This is a genomic window from Leclercia sp. GHBNCSD (assembly GCF_055805075.1).
In genome coordinates this window covers 1,891,974-1,909,582 of the sequence record NZ_JBQVYO010000001.1, presented here as the reverse complement: position 1 = coordinate 1,909,582, position 17,609 = coordinate 1,891,974, and the positions used below count along the sequence as shown (strand labels likewise).

Genomic DNA, 17,609 nt, shown 5'->3' with positions numbered 1-17,609 from the left:
AGTTTGCTGCCGCCTTTCGCGCAGCCTTAGCCCCTTTGCTAACGGAGAGCTTGCATGTTGACCCGACGATTGTCCTGCCTTGCGCTGTTGATGGCGCTGGCAACCCCCGCAATGGCTGCGGATACCCCCACCTACGGCGAAAAGCTGGAAGGTTTTGACTACGCCTGGCCGGTAAAACACTTCACCTTCACCTCGCAAAATCAGTCGCTGGATATGGCCTATCTGGACGTGAAGCCGGAAAACGCCAACGGCCGGACCGTGGTGCTGATGCACGGTAAAAACTTCTGCGCCGGCACCTGGGACGGCACCATCCGCGCCCTCACCGCCAGCGGCTATCGCGTGGTGGCACCCGATCAGGTCGGTTTCTGCAAATCCACCAAGCCGGAGCGCTATCAATACACCTTCCAGCAGCTGGCGGATAACACCCATGCCCTGCTGAAAGAGCTGGGGATCGATCGCGTTACCGTTATTGGTCACTCCACCGGCGGCATGCTGGCGACCCGCTACGCGCTGATGTGGCCCCAGGAGGTGGAACAGCTGGTGATGGTCAACCCGATTGGGCTTGAGGACTGGAAGGCGCGCGGGGTGCCGCACATTACGGTCGACCAGTGGTATCAGCGCGAGCTAAAAACCAGCGCCGACGGCATCCGCCAGTACGAGAAAAACACCTACTATGCAGGGGAGTGGAAGCCGGAGTACGAGCGTTGGGTCACCATGCTCGCCGGGCTGAACAACGGGCCGGGAAAAGAACGGGTGGCCTGGAACTCGGCGCTGCTCTACGACATGATCTACACCCAGCCGGTGATGTATGAATTCAGCGAACTGAAGATGCCGGTATTATTGATGATCGGCACGAAGGACAATACCGCCATCGGCAAAGATCTTGCCCCGCCGGAGATCCGCAAAACGCTTGGCAACTACGCGGTGCTGGGTAAGGAGACGGCGAAGCGTATCCCACACGCCACGCTGGTGGAGTTTGACGATATGGGCCATGCCCCGCAGATGCAGGATCCGCAGCGTTTCCATGAGGCGCTGCTGAAAGGGCTTCAGGCGCGCTGACTGGTCTTAAGCATTAGCTCGCGCAACCAGGCCTGCGCGGGATTGCGGTGCGTTCTGCCGTGCCAGGCCATGCTTTTGGTAAAGCCTGGCACGGAAACGGGTGTCTCGCAGACGAACATCTCCGTCTGATTTTCGGCGATGCGTGATGGTACGGTGGCAATCATATCGCTGAGAGCCAGCACGTCCGGTAGTACTAAAAAATGGCTCACCGAAAGTCCCACACGCCGCATTCGACCAATTTTCTCCAGCACGCTATCGGTCACCCCGCGAAAACCGTCTCCCTCGTAAGAGACCAGCACATGCTCTAGGGCGCAAAAACGTGCCAGCGAAAGCGGTTTGCCCGCGTCCGGATGGTCGGCACGCATCATGCAAACGTACCGTTCATCATAAAGTGCGCGACTATGCAATTCGGCCGGCGTGGTGTGTGGAGTGATCAGCGCCACGTCAACGCTGCCCCGCTCAAGCTGGCTGACCAGACGGTCGGATTCCACCGGTACCACCCGCACGCGGATGGCGGGCGCTCGTATCTTAAGGGCTGCGATAAAGGGCACCATTACTGCCCGCAATGCGTAGTCGGTGGCGGCAACGGTAAAGGTCATGCTGGCGCTCAGGGGATCGAAGCCGGTGGGCTGCAGCAGCACGTCGATATCCGCCAGAATACGTTTTACCGGGGCGGCCAGCTCTTCGGCGCGCGTGGTTGGCACTATGCCGTGCGGGGCGCGGATAAACAGCGGATCGTCAAAGTAATCGCGCAGGCGGTTGAGCATGCCGCTGACCGCGGGCTGGGTCAGGGATAAGCGTGATGCCGCGCGGGTGACGCTGCGCTCATCCATCAGAGCATCCAGAGTTTTCAAAAGATTCAAATCCAGCGTGCGGATATCCGTTTTCATAGTCCTCTACTACCTGTTTTCAGTACATTAATACGACGTTGTCCGCTGTCGACGCGCTGCGTTTCCCGATATTATGCTCGACTAACCGTAAGGAGAATTCATGGTCTGGATAATGCTGGCTACGCTTGCCGTGGTATTTGTGGTGGGCTTTCGCGTCATGACGTCGGGCTCCCGGCGCGCCATTCGTCGTCTCAGCGAACGGCTGGGGATCGCCCCTGTGCCGCTGGAGTCGATGATCGATCAGTTTGGCAAAAGCGCCGGCAATGAGTTTATCCGCTACCTTGAACGTCCTGACGAGGCGCATCTGCTCAATGCCGCGCAGGTGCTGCTGATCTGGCAGGTGTGCATCGTCGACAGCAGTGAAAACAACCTGCAGAACTGGTATCGCCTGCTGCGCAAGGCGCGTCTTGCCGCGCCGATCACCGATGCGCAGGTTCGCCTGGCGCTTGGCTTTATGCGCGATATGGAGCCGGATCCGTACGAACTGAATGCCTTCCAGCTGCGTTATAACCAACTCTTCCTGCCGGAAGAGGGGGTCTTCTTCCTGCACTGATATCACGCCTCGTGATGAGGATTATAAATCATCGTCATTAGATTTATACCACTAACCGGCGCACCATCACCCCATTAACAAACGATGAGGTGAACCATGAATCAATCCGCCATTATCTGGCCGCAGGAGTACCTGCCGGGCACTACCGATAATTTTGCATCCAACGAAATCATCGTCGCTGGGCTGACCGCGCAGGCCGTCTGGGACCAGCTGAACGACACCCGTCTGTGGCCGGAGTATTACAGCAATGCCGAGGATATTCGCTTTCACGACGGCAGCGGCCCGCTGCTCAGCGACGGCGCGCGCTTCCGTTTCACAACCTTCGGCTTTCCGGTAGAAGCGCAGGTTACGGAATATGTGCCGCCGGTCGCAGGCCAGGCCGCGCGCATCGCCTGGCACGGCTGGGTAGAGGGCGATGCCAGCTCACGTCTGGATGTGATCCACGCCTGGCTGTTTGAAGATTTACCGGGAAATCGCGTGCGCATCCTGACCCAGGAGTCGCAGAAAGGCGTTCCTGCACAAGAGCTGGCGCGCACCGTGCCGAATCCAATGATTAACGGGCATCAGGAGTGGATCGTCGGGCTGGCGAAGGCGGCAATGCAAGAAAAGTTGTCGAAACGTTAAATATGTCACACTTTTGATGATAAACTGCGCGACTTTTCCGCACGTTTTTATCTCAGGTGATGCCATGACAGAACATATCCAGCCCACGATTCAACCGCAGGCCAAAACGGTTTCTCGCCCGAACTGGTCGGCGGTTTTTTCCGTGGCGTTTTGCGTCGCCTGCCTGATTACCGTGGAGTTTTTGCCGGTCAGCCTGCTGACGCCGATGGCGCAGGATCTGGGCATATCTGAAGGGCTGGCGGGCCAGTCGGTTACCGTTACTGCGTTTGTGGCGATGTTTGCCAGCCTGTTTATCACCCAGGCGATCGGCACCGTTGACCGTCGCAAAGTGGTGATCCTGTTCAGCGTGCTGCTGACCCTCTCCTGCCTGCTGGTCTCTTTTGCTGATAGTTTCACCCTGTTGCTGTTAGGGCGCGCCTGCCTCGGGCTGGGACTCGGCGGCTTCTGGGCGATGTCCGCCTCGCTCACCATGCGACTGGTGCCGGCGCGCACCGTGCCGAAAGCGCTGTCGGTGATCTTCGGTGCGGTCTCCATCGCGCTGGTGATTGCCGCGCCGCTCGGCAGCTTCCTCGGGGGGATCATCGGCTGGCGCAACGTCTTTAACGGTGCTGCGGTGATGGGCGTGCTCTGTATTCTGTGGGTCTGGAAAGCGCTGCCGTCGCTGCCGGGCGAAGCCGCGCACCACAAGCAGAACATGTTCAGCCTGCTGAAACGCCCGGGTGTGCTGGCGGGGATGACCGCCATCTTTATGGCCTTCGCCGGACAGTTCGCCTTCTTCACCTATATCCGCCCGGTGTTTATGACCATGGCCGGGTTTGACGTCGATGGCCTGACGCTGGTGCTGTTAAGCTTCGGTATCGCCAGCTTTGTCGGCACCTCGCTGTCGGCGCAGTTCCTGAAACGCTCCCTGAAGGTGGCGCTGGCGGGGGCGCCGCTGGTGCTGGCGGTCAGCGCGCTTGTACTGATTCTGTGGGGCAGCGACAAATGGGTTGCCTCGGCGATCGCGATTATCTGGGGCTTTGCCTTTGCGCTGATTCCGGTGGGCTGGTCGACCTGGATCACCCGCTCGCTGGCCGATCAGGCGGAAAAAGCCGGGTCCATTCAGGTGGCGGTGATCCAGCTGGCGAATACCTGCGGTGCGGCGTTGGGCGGCCTGGCGCTGGATAATTTAGGGCTCACCTCACCGGTGGTGATTTCCGGCACCCTGATGCTGCTGACGGCGCTGCTGGTGGCCGGGAAGGTGAAGGCGCAGTAAGTTTTTGGCCCTCTCCCCGCCGGGAGAGGGCATCAGGCTACGACGATGTCTGAGCCCTTCTTCTCGAATCCATCGAAATCAGCACCACCGACGACACAATCAGCAGCGTGCCCAGCCAGTCTGGCAGGGTAAACGCCACCCCCAGTAAAATCACCGACAGCAGGGCGCTGCTCAGCGGCTCGGCGCAGCTCAGAATGCTCGCCTTTGGCCCGCCAATCATCTGCGCGCCTTTCAGATAGAGGCTGAAGGTCACCGACGTGCCGATCACCACCAGATAGAAGAAGGCCAGCAGCAGGCTGCCGTCGACCACGAAGGTGGTGTCGCGCCCGGCATAGAACGGCGTCAGCATTAACCCGGCCAGCAGCATACTCCAGCCGACAATCGGCAGGGTGCCGTAGCGGGCAATCAGCGCCGAGGGGTAAGTGGTATAGAACGCCGCGGAGAAGGCGGAGGCGATGCCCCAGCAGAGCGCGGCAGGGGAGATGGTCAGCGAAGTCGGATCGCCGTGAGTGACCAGTAAAAAGGTGCCGATGAGCGAGGTCATGATCGCCGCCAGCACGAAAATCCCCGGACGCTTTTTACGCGCCAGCGCAAACCACGCCACGATAATGGTCGGGGAGAGGAACTGCAGCACGGTGGCGGTGGCGGCGTTGGATTTTTCAATCGTCACCAGGAAGGTGAGCTGGACGATCAGCGCCCCGAAGAGCGAGAAAATCAGCAGGCTGAGGGCATCTTTGCGATTTTTGATGACCGAGAAAATCTTGTCGCCGTGAACGAATGAGAGTGTCAGCAGGATCACGCCGGCAAACAGCAGGCGAACCATGGTGAGGTAAGGCGAGGAAATATGACTTTTCTCCATGATGTACTGCGCGCAAACCCCTGAGCTGCCCCATAAAATGGCGGCGATCAGGACGTTCAGCATCCCTTTACGTGTGGAACCCATGTTCTCCCCTGCGATATTGGCTTTTCAAAGGCCAGCAGCATAACACGGGGCCTGCCGGGTGGCGCTACGCTTACCCTGCCTACAAAACTTTGTAGGCCCGTGCAAGCGCAGCGCCGCCGGGCGCAGCAGGGGTTAGAACCAGGCTTCCCACATTGCGCCGACGTTGAAGTCGTCGAGCGTTTCGTCTTTGGTGTTGTTCACGCGGGCGGTGCGTTCGTTATCCACCTTGCCGCCGGTGACGTAGAAGCGCAGCATCGGACGGAATTCCGGGCCCATAGCGATAGACATGTTCTGCGACAGGGTCAGCTTCCAGCCTTTGTTATCGCCGCCGTTGTCGTAATCAACGTGCTGCCAGCCCGCTTCCAGCCAGGTGGAGTGAACGTCGTTCCACCAGTGCATTGGACGCACGATGGCGTTGTAGTTCTTACGGTTGTCGGTGTTGTCACGGCTGTTGTCATAGTCGTGGAAGGCCAGAATGTACTCCACCTGGGTCGCCGGGGTGAACTTGTGCAGCCCTTCGAAGCTGGCGTACACCGTGGTCAGATCCTCGGTTTTGTTGAACACGCTGTTGTCAGAGTTATCAGAGTAACGGGCGATCACTTTGTTCACGCCGCTGTCGTTGGTGTGGCTCAGCACCACGCCACCCTGCCAGGCGTTAGTACGCTCTTCGGTGTCGATGGCTTTGGAGTCAAAGCCGTAGTTGGCGTACAGCTCCAGATCGATCGGGCCGAACTTCATGCCGTGAATTTTGGAGGTGGCCGCGTAGTTGCCCTTGTCGCCGGTGCCGGAGCCGCCGGTACAGGTGATGCGCGACGGGTTCGCTTCATCGTCCATCACTTCCGGACTACAGGATTCCACTGCCGCCACGGTGGCCACGTCAAACTGCACGCCACCGATGTCGAAGTTCTTCACCCCGGCACCCTGGCCATCGTGGTTCATCCAGAAGTAATCGTTGATGCCCTGTTGCGGACGCTGGTGGAAGTCACGACCCGCCCAGATATAGGCGTTCGGGTTGGATTCCAGGATATTGGTCACACCGGCGTAGGCTTTTTTCAGGTTAACTTCGTCGCCCCAGTGGTCAATCATCACGTTGACGTCCCAGATGGCGCCGTTGTCGCCCTTGAAGGCTTTGGAAAGCTGGAACTCGCCGCCGTTACTTTCGTTACCCAGACGACCAATCGCCGAGGCGCCGTTATAGGAGCCATCTACGGCAACGTATTTCTGATCGGCGGCCTGGAAGTGGGCGCCGTAACGGGCATAACCGGTAAATTTAATGCCGAACGGGATCGCCATATCCGGAGACTGCGCGGCGCTTTGCGGTTCGTTGATGACGTCGGCTTTTTTCGCTACCGCGGCATCCATTTTTGCCTGGCGTTCTGCCAGGGCTTTATCCACCGCTTTGGCGACAATGGCGTCGATTTGCTCCTGCGTAAATTCTTGTGCGAGTACCGTCATTGGGCAAAGCGCGGCGATAACCGCCATTGTTAATGGAAGTTTTTTAATCATATTCATGGTTATCTCAATATATATTTAAATTTTATTCAGACAATAACCATCCCGTTCCGCATTGACAAAATATGTCGCTATCATCAGAACAAGTTGATTTTATTTTTTTTCGGGCACAGAGGGTTTACACTATTATCGTAAAGCTATCTCCATCACTGATATTTAAATATTAGCGCTGGTATAAATGAATAATCTCTTCGGATAATTCACGGGCCAGCAGCGAGTTCATTAAATGATCCTGAGCATGCACCATAATTAAGGTCATCGGCTGACGGGCTTCGCCTGCGTCCTGTTCGATGAGTTTGGTCTGCATATGGTGCGCCTGGCGCGCGTAGCCATCGGCTTCGCGCAGCAGGCTTTTTGCTTCGTCAAAGTTGCCCTGCCGCGCAGCATGCAGTGCTTCAAAGCACAGGCTGCGCGACTGACCAGCATTGACGATGATTTCCATTACTGCTTCTTCTAAGGCAATCATCATCTTCCACTCTATTTATCGAAACTATTATTCAGAGAGGTTTCGGCAAACCATTCTCCGCTCTTTTTAATGGTGCGTTGCTGCGTTTCTAAATCGAGCTGGACAAAGCCATATCGGTTTTTATACGCATTGCACCACGACCAGTTATCAATAAATGTCCACATATGGTAGCCAAGACAATTACAGCCTTCGCTAATGCCTTTATGCAGCCATTTAAGATGTTCAGAAATAAACTCGATACGATATTGGTCGTTAATCTGACCGTTCTCAATAAAACGCTGCTCGTTTTCAACTCCCATACCATTTTCAGAAATAAAACAGCGTGGGTTGCCGTAATTATCGCGCAGGTTAATAAGAATATCGTAAATACCTGGCTCGTAGATTTCCCAGCCGCGATGCGGGTTCATTTTGCGGCCCGGCATCTCGTAGCTGTCGAAGAACCACTCCGGCATAAACGGCGCGTTGGGATTAATGGCCGTATCACGGCACTTCACCCGACGCGGCTGGTAGTAGTTAATGCCCAGCAGGTCGATTTTACCGTCGGCAATCAGCGCGCTGTCCTCTGGCAGACAGGCAGGCAACTGATCGTGCGCTTTCAGCATCGCTACCAGATCTGCCGGGTATTCACCGCACAGCACCGGGTCGAGGAAGCTGCGGTTAAACAGCAGATCGCAATGGTGCGCAGCTTTCACGTCCGCCGGGTTCTGCGAACGCGGATAGGACGGCGTCAGGTTCAGTACGATGCCGATCTCACCGGCATAATGCCCGGCGCGGAAGGCGCGAACCGCCTGCGCATGAGCCAGCACGGTGTGATAAGCCACGGTGGCGGCGCGACGGAAATCGACCACGTTCGGGTAGTGGAAGTCATACAGATACCCGCCCTCTACCGGCACAATCGGCTCGTTAAAGGTAAACCAGTGCATTACCCGATCACCAAAAAGCTCAAAGCAGGTTTCTGCGTAGCGGGCATAGGCCGCGACCACATCGCGGTTTTCCCAGCCGCCAATCTCCTGCATCGCCATCGGCATGTCGAAGTGGAACAGGGTGATGAATGGCGTAATGCCCTGGGCGATCAGTTCGTCGATCACCTGGTTGTAAAACGCCACCGCTTCCTGGTTCACTTCACCGGTACCTTCCGGGATCAGGCGCGCCCAGCTTATCGAGGTGCGAAAGCTATTGTGGTTCAGCTGCTTTAACAGCTGAATGTCGGCTTTCCAGTGCTGATAAAACGTGGAGGTATTCTGCGGCCCCACCCCGTTGTGAAAGCGATTTGGCTGTGTGGCGAACCAGTGATCCCAGGTGGTTAATCCTTTGCCGCCGCCCTGGCTTTCCCCTTCGGTTTGCAGTGCAGAACAGGCGCTACCCCACCAGAAGTTTTCGGGAAATGCATATTTCATAAAACGTCCTCTTTGACTTAATTGCCGACGGTCTCTGCTGCACCTACGGACGCCTGCGCTTTCTGCTCTTCGGTTTTCACCAGGGAGCGCTCATAAGCACGCAGGAACGGTAAATACATCAGCGCCGACATCACCATACAAATGACGCACATCACCACCGGACTCAGGGCCCAGTTTGCCGCCCAGGAGGCGCCAATCGGAGCCGGCGTCGTCCACGGCGTCAGCGACACAACCTGTGCCAGCCAGCCGAGTTTGGTGGCGGTATACGCCAGACAAGCGTTGATCATCGGAACGAACACGAACGGAATAAACAGCATCGGGTTCATGATGATCGGCGCACCGAACAGAATCGGTTCGTTGATATTAAAGAAGCTTGGCACGATGCCCATTTTGCCGATGGTGCGCAGGTGCGTTGCACGGCTACGCAGCAGCAGGAAGGCCAGCGGCAGGGTAGAGCCCACGCCGCCAATCAGCAGGTAGTGATCCCAGAAGCCCTGCAGATAGACGTGCGGCAGTGCTGCGCCGGCAGCCAGTGCGGCCTGGTTGGCAGAAAGGTTAGCCATCCAGAACGGGTTCATGATGCCGGTGACAATCAGCGCGCCGTGGATGCCGGCAAACCAGAAGATCTGGCACAGCAGCACAGAGAGCAGAATGGCAGGCAGGGAGTCAGAGGCGGAAACCAGCGGCTCCAGCAGGTGCATAATCGCCTGCGGAATGATCATCCCGGTTTGCGCTTCGATAAACAGGTTCAGCGGGTGCAACGTACCGATTATCACCACCACCGGGATCAGGATCTCAAACGAGCGCGCCACGCCGGTCGGCACTTCCTTCGGCAGGCGAATAGTGACGTTATGATCCTTCAGCCAGGCGTAGACGCGGGTGGCATAGATAGAGGTGATCAGCGCGGTGAAGATCCCCTGGCCCGACAGATACTGGGTGGAGATTTTACCGTCGGCATACGGCGCGGCGACCAGCAGGAATGCCATAAAGGCCAGCAGGCCGGACATAACCGGGTCGAGATTAAACTGGCGGCCCAGGCTGGCGCCAATCCCTACCGAGATAAAGAAGGTCATCACGCCCATGCTGAGGTTAAACGGCAACATCAGCTGGTCGCGGTAGGTTTCAGAGAAGTCCAGCCAGCCGCGGGCAAAGCTGTTGGTGGTATCCGCGGAGAACGGCGGGAAGATGAACACCAGCATAAACGAGCCGATGATCATAAACGGCAGCGCGGCGGTAAATCCGTCGCGGATGGCAATCACGTACTTCTGCTGGCCCAGCTTGCCTGCCAGCGGCGCGATGGACTGCTCAATGACGGCAACCATAGATTGATATAACGAACTCATGAGAACACCTTCTTAGTGTGCCGCTTCGATGAGCGACAGAGCATAGTCCAGCACTTTATCGCCACGTTGCATACCGTAATCCATTGTATCGATGGACTGAACGGGTATGCCCTGAGTGGCAGCCTTATCTGAGAGCGTTTTTAACATGTATTTGACTTGCGGTCCGAGAAGCACGACCTGATATTGCGGAAACTGTGTATCAAATTCTGAAACACCGTACGCATCGATTTTGACGGGGAGTCCGCGTTCTTCCGCGGCTTCGACCATTTTCCGTACCAGCAGACTGGTGGACATCCCGGCAGAACAGCACAGCATAATCTTGAACATCGACAACCATCCTCAAAATGTAAATAGTTATTGCGGAGATGATTGGATAACATATGGAAACCGGTTTCCATGCATATAAGACAGAAGTGTGACAGCCATCAAGATCCATTACTTATAGGGGCTGTTTATCGGATTTGGGTCACATATTTTGGCTGCTTTTACATCACTAAGAGTGGAAACGGAAAATCGGTTTCCATAGAAAACGGAAACAGATATACTCCTGAGTGGCTATAATATGAGCCGAAGTGGAATCAGGAATTACAGGGGCCTGGAGAGACCTGTCAGGGGATAAAGATGTCTACAATCAACGATGTATCACGTCTGGCCGGGGTGTCCAAAGCCACGGTATCACGGGTGTTGAGCGGGTCGCGCGGCGTGAAGGAAGCCAGCCGTCAGGCCGTACTAAAAGCAGTTGAAGAGCTGAACTACCGGCCAAACGTGATTGCCCAGTCGCTGCTGAGCCAGACAACCGGTTGTATCGGCGTGATTTGCGCCCACGACAACATCAACCAGACTACGGGTTACCTTTACGCGCTGGAAAAACACCTTAGCCAGCACCAGAAGCACCTGCTGCTTCGCTTCGCCAACACCAAAGCCGAAGTCATGGGCGCGCTGGATGAACTCTCCTGCGGGCTATGCGATGACATTCTGATTATCGGTGCCCGTTTTCCACTGCATATCGATCAGGAGAATGTCATCCTGGTGGACTGCATGGAAACCGGTAACGTCAACAGTATCCAGTATGACCACGCTTTTGCCGCGGAAACCGCCTGTAATTTCCTCGCCAGCCAGGGGCGACGCCAGATTGCCCTGATCCATCCGTACGGCAGTGGTTTTGCCGATCAGGTGCTGCTGGGCTACAAGCATGGGCTGGAAAAGAACTTCCTGCCGTTTAATCGCAACCTGGTCTTTATGGAAGCCACCTCATCCTCCGTGGCCCTGCAGGAGCTGCTCAATAACGCCTCTACGCTCAATTTCAACGCCTTACTGGTGGCCGACGAGCAGGAAGCGCAGCGGGTGATCCCCCAGCTCCAGGCGTTCAACCGATCGGTGCCGGGCGACATCATGGTCTTCAGTCTGGCGGGTTCACTGCATCTGCCGGGTATTCCGACCATTCCGGCGATTGAGTACTCAATGGATGCCATGGCGGCACGGATCGTCAGCTGGCTGAATGAGAAGACCCAGATGCTGGGTTCGTATGTGCTGCGCGGGGATTTAATTATTCCGGATGTGCGTCGCTAAAAAATTAAGGGGGCTGCATGGCCCCTTTATGCGTAATCAGTAATCCTCCATGCAGTCCACCTGACTGACGGCATCCCAGTAACCTTCCTGATTGTTCCGCTCCATCGCCACCACCGCGTTTTTGACCAGCATCTGATTCGCCTCAGACGCCATAATCATCGCCTGCCACTCTTTATCGGTTTGCTTGCGTTGCGGGGCACAGGCTTTTTTCACATCCTTTAAAACCGCCTGTTTCATCTGCTCTAGCTTTGCCGGATCGTTCATCTCCTGAGCATGAACGAAGGCGGCGAAAAGCAGGCAGACGATGAGGCAAAACAGGTGCGCTGACTTCATGGAAACCTCCGGAAAAAAACACACACGTTTATGAAATATATCGTTACATCCGCCGTTGCGACCCAAGCCGAAAGTATTAATTTTGCCAATAGTTGCGCAGGGGTACGACTAAGCGTAGCCGCAGAATTTGCCGGAGAGGGAAGCGCAGAAGAAAAATGTGTGACGGCTGGCGGGTGACAGGTAACAAGGGGTGATAGTGCTCGCAAAGGCAATTTTTCGTTGATTTCAGTTACATTTTTTAACCCATACAGGACCAGAATTTGGCGTTTGTATCCCGGGCGGAGTATGCGATAGTCGATCTGCAACGTAACGGGGGATTGATATGCAACTGAGTATTACCGACACCATTACCGAACACGAGCAGGAAGAGTTACTCCAGCTACTGCGGATCTATAACAGCCAGTTTATTGATTTTTCCCGCGTGGGAAGCGATCTCGCCGTCTATGCCCGCGATGACAGCGGCAACATGCGCGGCGGACTCATCGGCAATCGCCAGGGCGAGTGGTTGAATATCAAATACCTGTGGGTATCCGATGAATTGCGTGGAAGCGGGCTTGGCAGCCAGTTGATGCATGCCGCTGAAGAGGAGGCCCGGAAGCAGGGATGCCGACATGCACTGGTGGACACTTTCAGTTTCCAGGCGCGTCCGTTTTATGAAAAGCAGGGCTATAAGCTGGAAATGACGCTCAACGATTTTCCCTACCCGGGAATACAACGACATTACCTGTCGAAGGCGCTTTAACCGCCAATACCACTGCCCATCACCGCCAGAGCATGGCGCACAATACGTTCCGGCGAGAGGGCGCTTAACCTCTCGTCATTGCGCATGCGCGAAAAGGGCACCAGCACCAGACTCAACAGCGTGGTGAATAAAAGCTCCGGCGCCAGATCGCGGTTCAGTTTACCCTCCTGCTGCCAGCGGGCAACGGTATCCAGCGTCCCCTGATATTTCTCATCGCCAAAGCGGGCCTGCAGATGCGCGCGCAGTACCGGCATTTCACCGATCACCTCCTGCATCCACAGCGGCGCGAACCAGTGATGCTTTACGGCCAGTTCGGCCAGCTTTTCCACCATCAACCTCAGGGCGGTAACCGGATCGTCCGGGTGAGCGTTGAAAAGCGTCGCGATGGCGCTGCGAAGCGGCAGAAAACGCTCCTCGATCATCGCATCAAGCAGTTGTTCCCGGGAGTTGAAGTAGTAGTGCAGCATCGCTGGCGTCACGCCCGCTTCTTTGGCAATGGCATTAAGCGAGGTGCGGGCAATACCCTGGCGCGCAAAGAGATCGAGGGCGATATCCAGCAGCTGTTCCCGGCTGGTGGCGGTGGGTTTACTTCCGCGTGGGCGTCCGGGACGGCGAGCCTGTGGCGTAGGGTCGGAATTATCTTTATGTGCTGACATGCGCGGAGGATCCCTTGACCTGATTCATAACTTCATTAAATATTAATTACCCAATTAATTAATTTCAAGCGGTGTTTTATGGTCTCCGATTCAACAACGCAAACCAAAAACGCGCCCCCGGTGCGGCTGCTCTTCAGCGCGCTCCTGCTGGTGATGCTGCTCTCGGCTCTCGATCAGACCATCGTCTCCACGGCGCTGCCCACCATTGTGGGCGAGCTGGGAGGCCTGGATAAACTCTCCTGGGTCGTGACGGCCTATATTCTGAGCTCCACGATTGTGGTGCCGCTGTACGGTAAGTTTGGCGATCTCTTTGGCCGCAAAATCGTGCTGCAAATCGCGATTGTCCTGTTTCTGGTGGGCTCCGCCCTGTGCGGGCTGGCGCAGAATATGACCCAACTGGTACTGATGCGCGCCCTGCAAGGGCTGGGCGGCGGGGGACTGATGGTGATCAGTATGGCGGCGGTGGCTGACGTTATTCCCCCCGCGGAGCGTGGCCGCTATCAGGGCTTATTCGGCGGGGTCTTTGGGCTCGCGACGGTGATTGGTCCGCTGGTCGGTGGTTTTCTGGTGCAGCACGCCTCCTGGCGCTGGATTTTCTACATCAATCTGCCGCTGGGCCTGTTTGCCCTGCTGGTGATTGGCGCGGTCTTCCGCGGCAGCGCGAAGCGCAACAAACATGAGATCGACTATCTGGGGGCGATTTACCTTAGCATGGCCCTGCTGTGCATCATTCTGTTTACCAGCGAAGGGGGCACGGTACGCGAGTGGAGCGACCCGCAGCTGTGGTGCATTCTGGCCTTTGGCCTGACGGGTATCGCCGGGTTTATCTACGAAGAGCGTCTGGCGTGGGAGCCGATTATTCCCCTGTCGCTTTTCCGGGATCGCAGCTTTCTGCTGTGCAGCCTGATTGGCTTTATTATCGGTATGTCGCTGTTTGGCTCGGTCACCTTCCTGCCGCTCTATCTGCAGATTGTCAAAGAGGCGACCCCGACTGAAGCCGGTTTACAGCTGATCCCGCTGATGGGCGGACTGCTGCTGACCTCAATTATCAGCGGGCGCATTATCAGCCGCACCGGGAAATACCGCCTGTTCCCCATCCTCGGTACCCTGCTGGGTGTGGTCGGTATGGCTCTGCTCACGCGGATCACCATCGAATCACCGATCTGGCAGCTTTACCTGTTTACCGGCGTGCTGGGGGCGGGGCTGGGGCTGGTGATGCAGGTGCTGGTGCTGGCAGTTCAGAACAGCGTCTCATCCAGCCAGTATGGTGTGGCCACTTCAGGCGTAACGTTGTTCCGCTCCATCGGCGGGGCGATTGGCGTGGCGCTGTTTGGCGCGGTCTTCACCCACGTATTGCAGTCGGGCCTGATGGCGCGGATCCCCGAGGGGACCGAACTGCCGCGGGAGATGAACCCCACCGCCATTCATCACCTGCCGGATGCCCTGCGCCTGGACTACCTGGACGCCTTTGGCTCCGCCATTCATGCGGTGTTTTTGATGGCTGCCGCGATCATGGTGCTGGCCTTTGTCCTGTCGTGGTTCCTGCGTGAGGCGCCGCTGCGCAAGCGGGAGGCGTAAAGTTAGCGGGTCAGCTATTTGTTGCGAGTCGCTTTCCGAATTTTGACGCTCTGGCTTGTCATTCCCGACGCTGCTGGCGCATGCTTTGTCCTGGTTAATAAATCAGCAGAGGTTGCGATGGAACGTAAAGCAAAACTGTTCAAAAAAGGGCGAAACCAGGCGGTTTTACTGCCTGCTGAGTTCGCGTTTGATGCGGAGAGTGTCTGGATCCGGCGGGATGAAGAGGGGAATGTTGTGTTGAGGGCTATGTCAGAGAAGGAACGGCACAGGGAAAATTTTTTGCGTTTACTGAAGCAGACTCATGTCCCTGATTCTTTCCTGAGTAAAGAGGAACGCAATCAGAGCTATACGACAAGAGATCCTTTTGAAGGATTATAGAAAATGCTGCATATGCTGGACACTAACATAGTAAGCCATCTCGTGAGGCAGCATCCAGGAGTGGTAAATCACTATTCCCGGTTGGCGCCAGAAGATATGTGTATTTCAAGCGTAGCGGAGGCTGAGCTGCTTTACGGCGTTGCCAAAAAGCAAAGTCTTAGATTGCACGAAACCATCTCGGAATTTCTTAAAACTATCACCGTTTGCGACTGGGACAGTGACGCCGCGGCAATATACGGCAAGCTGCGCGCCGAAATGGAAAAGCGCGGGAAAGTCATGGGCGATCTCGATCAGTTGATCGCAGCGCACGCAATCAGCCGGGGCACAACGATTGTGACTAACGATCAGGCTTTCGCCATGGTGCAGGAACTGACAGTCGAAGACTGGACTACCGCAGCCTGACTCCCCCCACCCGGTGGCGCGACGCTTACCGGGCCTGCGACAGTTCTCCGTCTCAGCACGTAGGCCGGGCAAGCGCAGCGCCGCCCGGCAAAACCCGCATATAACTTATCCTTCTTATTGATTCCTTTTCGTTTTTTAACCTGCCGCTGGGTTGCCGATATAGTCGATAAAACATTTCTCAAAAGGACTGACCGGTGAAACTTCGATTGGGTGCTCTTCTTCTTGCTGGCCTGCTGCTGGCGGGCTGCGACCAAAGCGGCAGCGATGCTAAACACATTAAGGTCGGCGTGATCAACGGCGCCGAGCAGGACGTGGCGGAAGTCGCCAAAAAAGTGGCGAAAGAGAAGTTCGGCCTCGACGTTGAGCTGGTGGGCTTTAGCGGCTCGCTGCTGCCAAACGACGCCACTAACCACGGTGAGCTGGACGCCAACGTCTTCCAGCATCGCCCATTCCTGGCGGAAGACAACAAAGCACACGGCTACAAGCTAGTGGCAGTGGGGAACACCTTTGTCTTCCCGATGGCGGGTTATTCCCGCAAGATCAAATCGGTCTCTGAACTCAAAGATGGCGCAACCATCGCCATTCCGAACGACCCCACCAACCTGGGCCGTGCGCTGTTGCTGCTGCAAAACGAAAAGCTGATCGCCCTGAAACCGGACGTTGGTTTACTGCCGACGGCGCTGGATATCACCGCCAACCCAAAAAACCTGAAAATCATGGAGCTGGAGGGGGCGCAACTGCCGCGCGTGCTGGACGATCCGAAAGTGGATGTGGCGATTATCAGCACCACCTATCTCCAGCAAACCGGGCTGTCGCCGGTGCATGACAGCGTCTTTATCGAAGATAAAAACTCGCCTTACGTGAACATTGTGGTGACGCGGGAAGATAATAAAGATGCCCAGAAGGTGAAGGAGTTTATCCAGGCGTACCAGTCGCCAGAGGTCGCGAAGGCGGCAGAGTCCATCTTTAACGGCGGGGCAGTGCCGGGCTGGGAATAAATCATCATGCCGCTCACTGCGGCATGAAGATAAGTTGGCCCAATCCCATCGTTGAATGCCCTTTAGCCCACATTCTGCCGTTCCTCCTCCGGCTATTCTTTCTGCAATACAGACCGGAGGAGAGCTCATGAACATCACCCACATTCGTAACGCGACACAGCTTATCACCTATGCCGGAAAGCGCTTTCTGGTTGACCCGATGCTGGCACCTAAAGGGACTTACCCCGGCTTTCCGGGCACTGCCCGGGAGGCGATCCGCAACCCGATGGTGGAACTGCCCTGTGCGATTGAAACCCTGCTGGATGTCGATGCCGTTATCGTAACCCATACCCACCCCGATCACTGGGATCAGTACGCCATCGAGCGGATCGCCAAAGACAAACCGATCTTCGTGCAGAACGAAGATGACGCGCAGCTGCTGCGCAGCCAGGGCTTCACCCAACTCAGCGTGCTGACGGACAACAGCCCGTTTGGCGATATCCAGCTAAGTAAAACCGACGGCGGCCAGCACGGTACCGATCGCGCCTATGCGGTGCCGGAGCTGGCGGAGCGGCTGGGCGAAGCCTGCGGCGTGGTGTTTCGTCATCCTGACGAAAAGACGCTCTGCATTGTTGGGGATACGATCTGGCGCGAGGCGGTAGCAACCGACCTGCAAAAACATCAGCCGGATGTGGTGGTCATCAACGCCGGTTATGCCCACGTGATCGGGTTTGGGCCGATCATCATGGGTCAGGAGGATGTGCTGAATATCCACTTCCTGCTACCGCAGGCGAAAATTGTGGCGGTCCATATGGAGGCCATCAACCACTGCCTGCTGACCCGCAGCGCGTTGCGCCAGTATGCAGAGGATAATCAGGTCAGCGACGTGCTGAGCATTCCTCAGGACGGTGAATCCGTTATATTCTGAGGCA

General features: G+C 56.4%; 20 protein-coding genes. 11 read left to right on the top strand and 9 right to left on the bottom strand.

The window, feature by feature from the left end; genetic code table 11:
• Positions 1-54: 54 nt before the first annotated feature.
• On the top strand, positions 55-1,059 hold the full coding sequence (locus tag ACT3IC_RS09270; protein ID WP_473477228.1) for an alpha/beta fold hydrolase: 1,005 nt from the start codon (positions 55-57) through the stop codon (positions 1,057-1,059).
• Here ACT3IC_RS09270 and ACT3IC_RS09265 read toward each other — a convergent pair.
• On the bottom strand, positions 1,047-1,949 hold the full coding sequence (locus tag ACT3IC_RS09265; protein WP_103177661.1) for a LysR family transcriptional regulator: 903 nt from the start codon (positions 1,947-1,949) through the stop codon (positions 1,047-1,049). The genes ACT3IC_RS09270 and ACT3IC_RS09265 overlap by 13 nt on opposite strands.
• A 100-nt stretch (positions 1,950-2,049) precedes the next feature.
• Between ACT3IC_RS09265 and ACT3IC_RS09260 the strand changes: the two genes are divergently transcribed.
• The 3 genes from ACT3IC_RS09260 (at position 2,050) to nepI (ending at position 4,381) form a co-directional block, all read left to right on the top strand.
• On the top strand, positions 2,050-2,502 hold the full coding sequence (locus ACT3IC_RS09260) for a DUF1198 domain-containing protein (protein WP_103177662.1): 453 nt from the start codon (positions 2,050-2,052) through the stop codon (positions 2,500-2,502).
• 96 nt (positions 2,503-2,598) lie between these two features.
• Entirely contained in the window at positions 2,599-3,126 is a 528-nt protein-coding gene (locus ACT3IC_RS09255) for an SRPBCC domain-containing protein (RefSeq protein WP_103177663.1), read from the top strand.
• Between the two features lie 64 nt (positions 3,127-3,190).
• Positions 3,191-4,381, top strand: coding sequence for a purine ribonucleoside efflux pump NepI (gene nepI / locus ACT3IC_RS09250; protein WP_156653656.1), 1,191 nt, complete (start codon positions 3,191-3,193; stop codon positions 4,379-4,381).
• Between the two features lie 37 nt (positions 4,382-4,418).
• Here the strand turns inward: nepI and ACT3IC_RS09245 are convergent, their stop codons facing one another.
• The 6 genes from ACT3IC_RS09245 to ACT3IC_RS09220 form a co-directional block, all read right to left on the bottom strand.
• Positions 4,419-5,324: a DMT family transporter gene (locus ACT3IC_RS09245; RefSeq protein ID WP_103177665.1), complete on the bottom strand. Its 906-nt coding sequence runs from the start codon at positions 5,322-5,324 to the stop codon at positions 4,419-4,421.
• A 132-nt stretch (positions 5,325-5,456) separates the two neighbouring features.
• Positions 5,457-6,836 (bottom strand): carbohydrate porin, encoded by a 1,380-nt coding sequence (locus ACT3IC_RS09240; protein WP_473477224.1) that lies wholly within the window; start codon positions 6,834-6,836, stop codon positions 5,457-5,459.
• A 163-nt stretch (positions 6,837-6,999) separates the two neighbouring features.
• Positions 7,000-7,302, bottom strand: coding sequence for a PTS lactose/cellobiose transporter subunit IIA (locus ACT3IC_RS09235; protein WP_072250852.1), 303 nt, complete (start codon positions 7,300-7,302; stop codon positions 7,000-7,002).
• A gap of 11 nt (positions 7,303-7,313) precedes the next feature.
• A complete protein-coding gene (locus ACT3IC_RS09230) occupies positions 7,314-8,699 on the bottom strand; it encodes a glycoside hydrolase family 1 protein (protein WP_103177667.1) in 1,386 nt (461 codons plus the stop codon).
• A gap of 17 nt (positions 8,700-8,716) precedes the next feature.
• Positions 8,717-10,042 (bottom strand): PTS sugar transporter subunit IIC, encoded by a 1,326-nt coding sequence (locus ACT3IC_RS09225; protein ID WP_103177668.1) that lies wholly within the window; start codon positions 10,040-10,042, stop codon positions 8,717-8,719.
• A gap of 12 nt (positions 10,043-10,054) precedes the next feature.
• A complete protein-coding gene (locus ACT3IC_RS09220; RefSeq protein ID WP_103177669.1) occupies positions 10,055-10,369 on the bottom strand; it encodes a PTS sugar transporter subunit IIB in 315 nt (104 codons plus the stop codon).
• A 294-nt stretch (positions 10,370-10,663) separates the two neighbouring features.
• Between ACT3IC_RS09220 and ACT3IC_RS09215 the strand changes: the two genes are divergently transcribed.
• The gene (locus tag ACT3IC_RS09215; protein ID WP_103177670.1) at positions 10,664-11,611 is read left to right on the top strand and encodes a LacI family DNA-binding transcriptional regulator; all 948 of its coding nucleotides are present in this window, start codon (positions 10,664-10,666) and stop codon (positions 11,609-11,611) included.
• A 36-nt stretch (positions 11,612-11,647) separates the two neighbouring features.
• Here the strand turns inward: ACT3IC_RS09215 and ACT3IC_RS09210 are convergent, their stop codons facing one another.
• Positions 11,648-11,944: a YicS family protein gene (locus tag ACT3IC_RS09210; protein ID WP_103177671.1), complete on the bottom strand. Its 297-nt coding sequence runs from the start codon at positions 11,942-11,944 to the stop codon at positions 11,648-11,650.
• Between the two features lie 322 nt (positions 11,945-12,266).
• Between ACT3IC_RS09210 and ACT3IC_RS09205 the strand changes: the two genes are divergently transcribed.
• A complete protein-coding gene (locus ACT3IC_RS09205) occupies positions 12,267-12,686 on the top strand; it encodes a GNAT family N-acetyltransferase (protein ID WP_103177672.1) in 420 nt (139 codons plus the stop codon).
• Here the strand turns inward: ACT3IC_RS09205 and ACT3IC_RS09200 are convergent.
• Positions 12,683-13,342: a TetR/AcrR family transcriptional regulator gene (locus tag ACT3IC_RS09200; RefSeq protein WP_156653660.1), complete on the bottom strand. Its 660-nt coding sequence runs from the start codon at positions 13,340-13,342 to the stop codon at positions 12,683-12,685. The genes ACT3IC_RS09205 and ACT3IC_RS09200 overlap by 4 nt on opposite strands.
• 78 nt (positions 13,343-13,420) lie before the next feature.
• Between ACT3IC_RS09200 and ACT3IC_RS09195 the strand changes: the two genes are divergently transcribed.
• The 5 genes from ACT3IC_RS09195 to ACT3IC_RS09175 all read left to right on the top strand — a co-directional run bounded on the left by ACT3IC_RS09195 (position 13,421) and on the right by ACT3IC_RS09175 (position 17,605).
• Positions 13,421-14,920 carry an MDR family MFS transporter gene (locus tag ACT3IC_RS09195; RefSeq protein WP_156653661.1) on the top strand — a complete coding sequence of 500 codons (1,500 nt, stop codon included), beginning with the start codon at positions 13,421-13,423 and terminating at the stop codon, positions 14,918-14,920.
• 117 nt (positions 14,921-15,037) lie between these two features.
• Complete coding sequence (locus ACT3IC_RS09190; protein ID WP_156653662.1) at positions 15,038-15,298, top strand: antitoxin; 261 nt, start codon at positions 15,038-15,040, stop codon at positions 15,296-15,298.
• Between the two features lie 3 nt (positions 15,299-15,301).
• A complete protein-coding gene (locus tag ACT3IC_RS09185) occupies positions 15,302-15,700 on the top strand; it encodes a type II toxin-antitoxin system VapC family toxin (RefSeq protein ID WP_263950106.1) in 399 nt (132 codons plus the stop codon).
• Between the two features lie 194 nt (positions 15,701-15,894).
• The gene (gene nlpA / locus ACT3IC_RS09180) at positions 15,895-16,698 is read left to right on the top strand and encodes a lipoprotein NlpA (RefSeq protein ID WP_263950105.1); all 804 of its coding nucleotides are present in this window, start codon (positions 15,895-15,897) and stop codon (positions 16,696-16,698) included.
• Between the two features lie 127 nt (positions 16,699-16,825).
• Positions 16,826-17,605 (top strand): MBL fold metallo-hydrolase, encoded by a 780-nt coding sequence (locus ACT3IC_RS09175; RefSeq protein WP_214421461.1) that lies wholly within the window; start codon positions 16,826-16,828, stop codon positions 17,603-17,605.
• The last annotated feature ends 4 nt before the right edge of the window (positions 17,606-17,609 follow it).

Bases quoted from the DNA above. Each gene is read 5' to 3' on its own strand.
- ACT3IC_RS09270 (WP_473477228.1), top strand. From the start codon at position 55: ATGTTGACCCGACGATTGTCCTGCCTTGCGCTGTTGATGGCGCTGGCA.
- ACT3IC_RS09265 (WP_103177661.1), bottom strand. From the start codon at position 1,949: ATGAAAACGGATATCCGCACGCTGGATTTGAATCTTTTGAAAACTCTG.
- ACT3IC_RS09260 (WP_103177662.1), top strand. From the start codon at position 2,050: ATGGTCTGGATAATGCTGGCTACGCTTGCCGTGGTATTTGTGGTGGGC.
- ACT3IC_RS09255 (WP_103177663.1), top strand. From the start codon at position 2,599: ATGAATCAATCCGCCATTATCTGGCCGCAGGAGTACCTGCCGGGCACT.
- nepI (WP_156653656.1), top strand. From the start codon at position 3,191: ATGACAGAACATATCCAGCCCACGATTCAACCGCAGGCCAAAACGGTT.
- ACT3IC_RS09245 (WP_103177665.1), bottom strand. From the start codon at position 5,324: ATGGGTTCCACACGTAAAGGGATGCTGAACGTCCTGATCGCCGCCATT.
- ACT3IC_RS09240 (WP_473477224.1), bottom strand. From the start codon at position 6,836: ATGAATATGATTAAAAAACTTCCATTAACAATGGCGGTTATCGCCGCG.
- ACT3IC_RS09235 (WP_072250852.1), bottom strand. From the start codon at position 7,302: ATGATTGCCTTAGAAGAAGCAGTAATGGAAATCATCGTCAATGCTGGT.
- ACT3IC_RS09230 (WP_103177667.1), bottom strand. From the start codon at position 8,699: ATGAAATATGCATTTCCCGAAAACTTCTGGTGGGGTAGCGCCTGTTCT.
- ACT3IC_RS09225 (WP_103177668.1), bottom strand. From the start codon at position 10,042: ATGAGTTCGTTATATCAATCTATGGTTGCCGTCATTGAGCAGTCCATC.
- ACT3IC_RS09220 (WP_103177669.1), bottom strand. From the start codon at position 10,369: ATGTTCAAGATTATGCTGTGCTGTTCTGCCGGGATGTCCACCAGTCTG.
- ACT3IC_RS09215 (WP_103177670.1), top strand. From the start codon at position 10,664: ATGTCTACAATCAACGATGTATCACGTCTGGCCGGGGTGTCCAAAGCC.
- ACT3IC_RS09210 (WP_103177671.1), bottom strand. From the start codon at position 11,944: ATGAAGTCAGCGCACCTGTTTTGCCTCATCGTCTGCCTGCTTTTCGCC.
- ACT3IC_RS09205 (WP_103177672.1), top strand. From the start codon at position 12,267: ATGCAACTGAGTATTACCGACACCATTACCGAACACGAGCAGGAAGAG.
- ACT3IC_RS09200 (WP_156653660.1), bottom strand. From the start codon at position 13,342: ATGTCAGCACATAAAGATAATTCCGACCCTACGCCACAGGCTCGCCGT.
- ACT3IC_RS09195 (WP_156653661.1), top strand. From the start codon at position 13,421: ATGGTCTCCGATTCAACAACGCAAACCAAAAACGCGCCCCCGGTGCGG.
- ACT3IC_RS09190 (WP_156653662.1), top strand. From the start codon at position 15,038: ATGGAACGTAAAGCAAAACTGTTCAAAAAAGGGCGAAACCAGGCGGTT.
- ACT3IC_RS09185 (WP_263950106.1), top strand. From the start codon at position 15,302: ATGCTGCATATGCTGGACACTAACATAGTAAGCCATCTCGTGAGGCAG.
- ACT3IC_RS09175 (WP_214421461.1), top strand. From the start codon at position 16,826: ATGAACATCACCCACATTCGTAACGCGACACAGCTTATCACCTATGCC.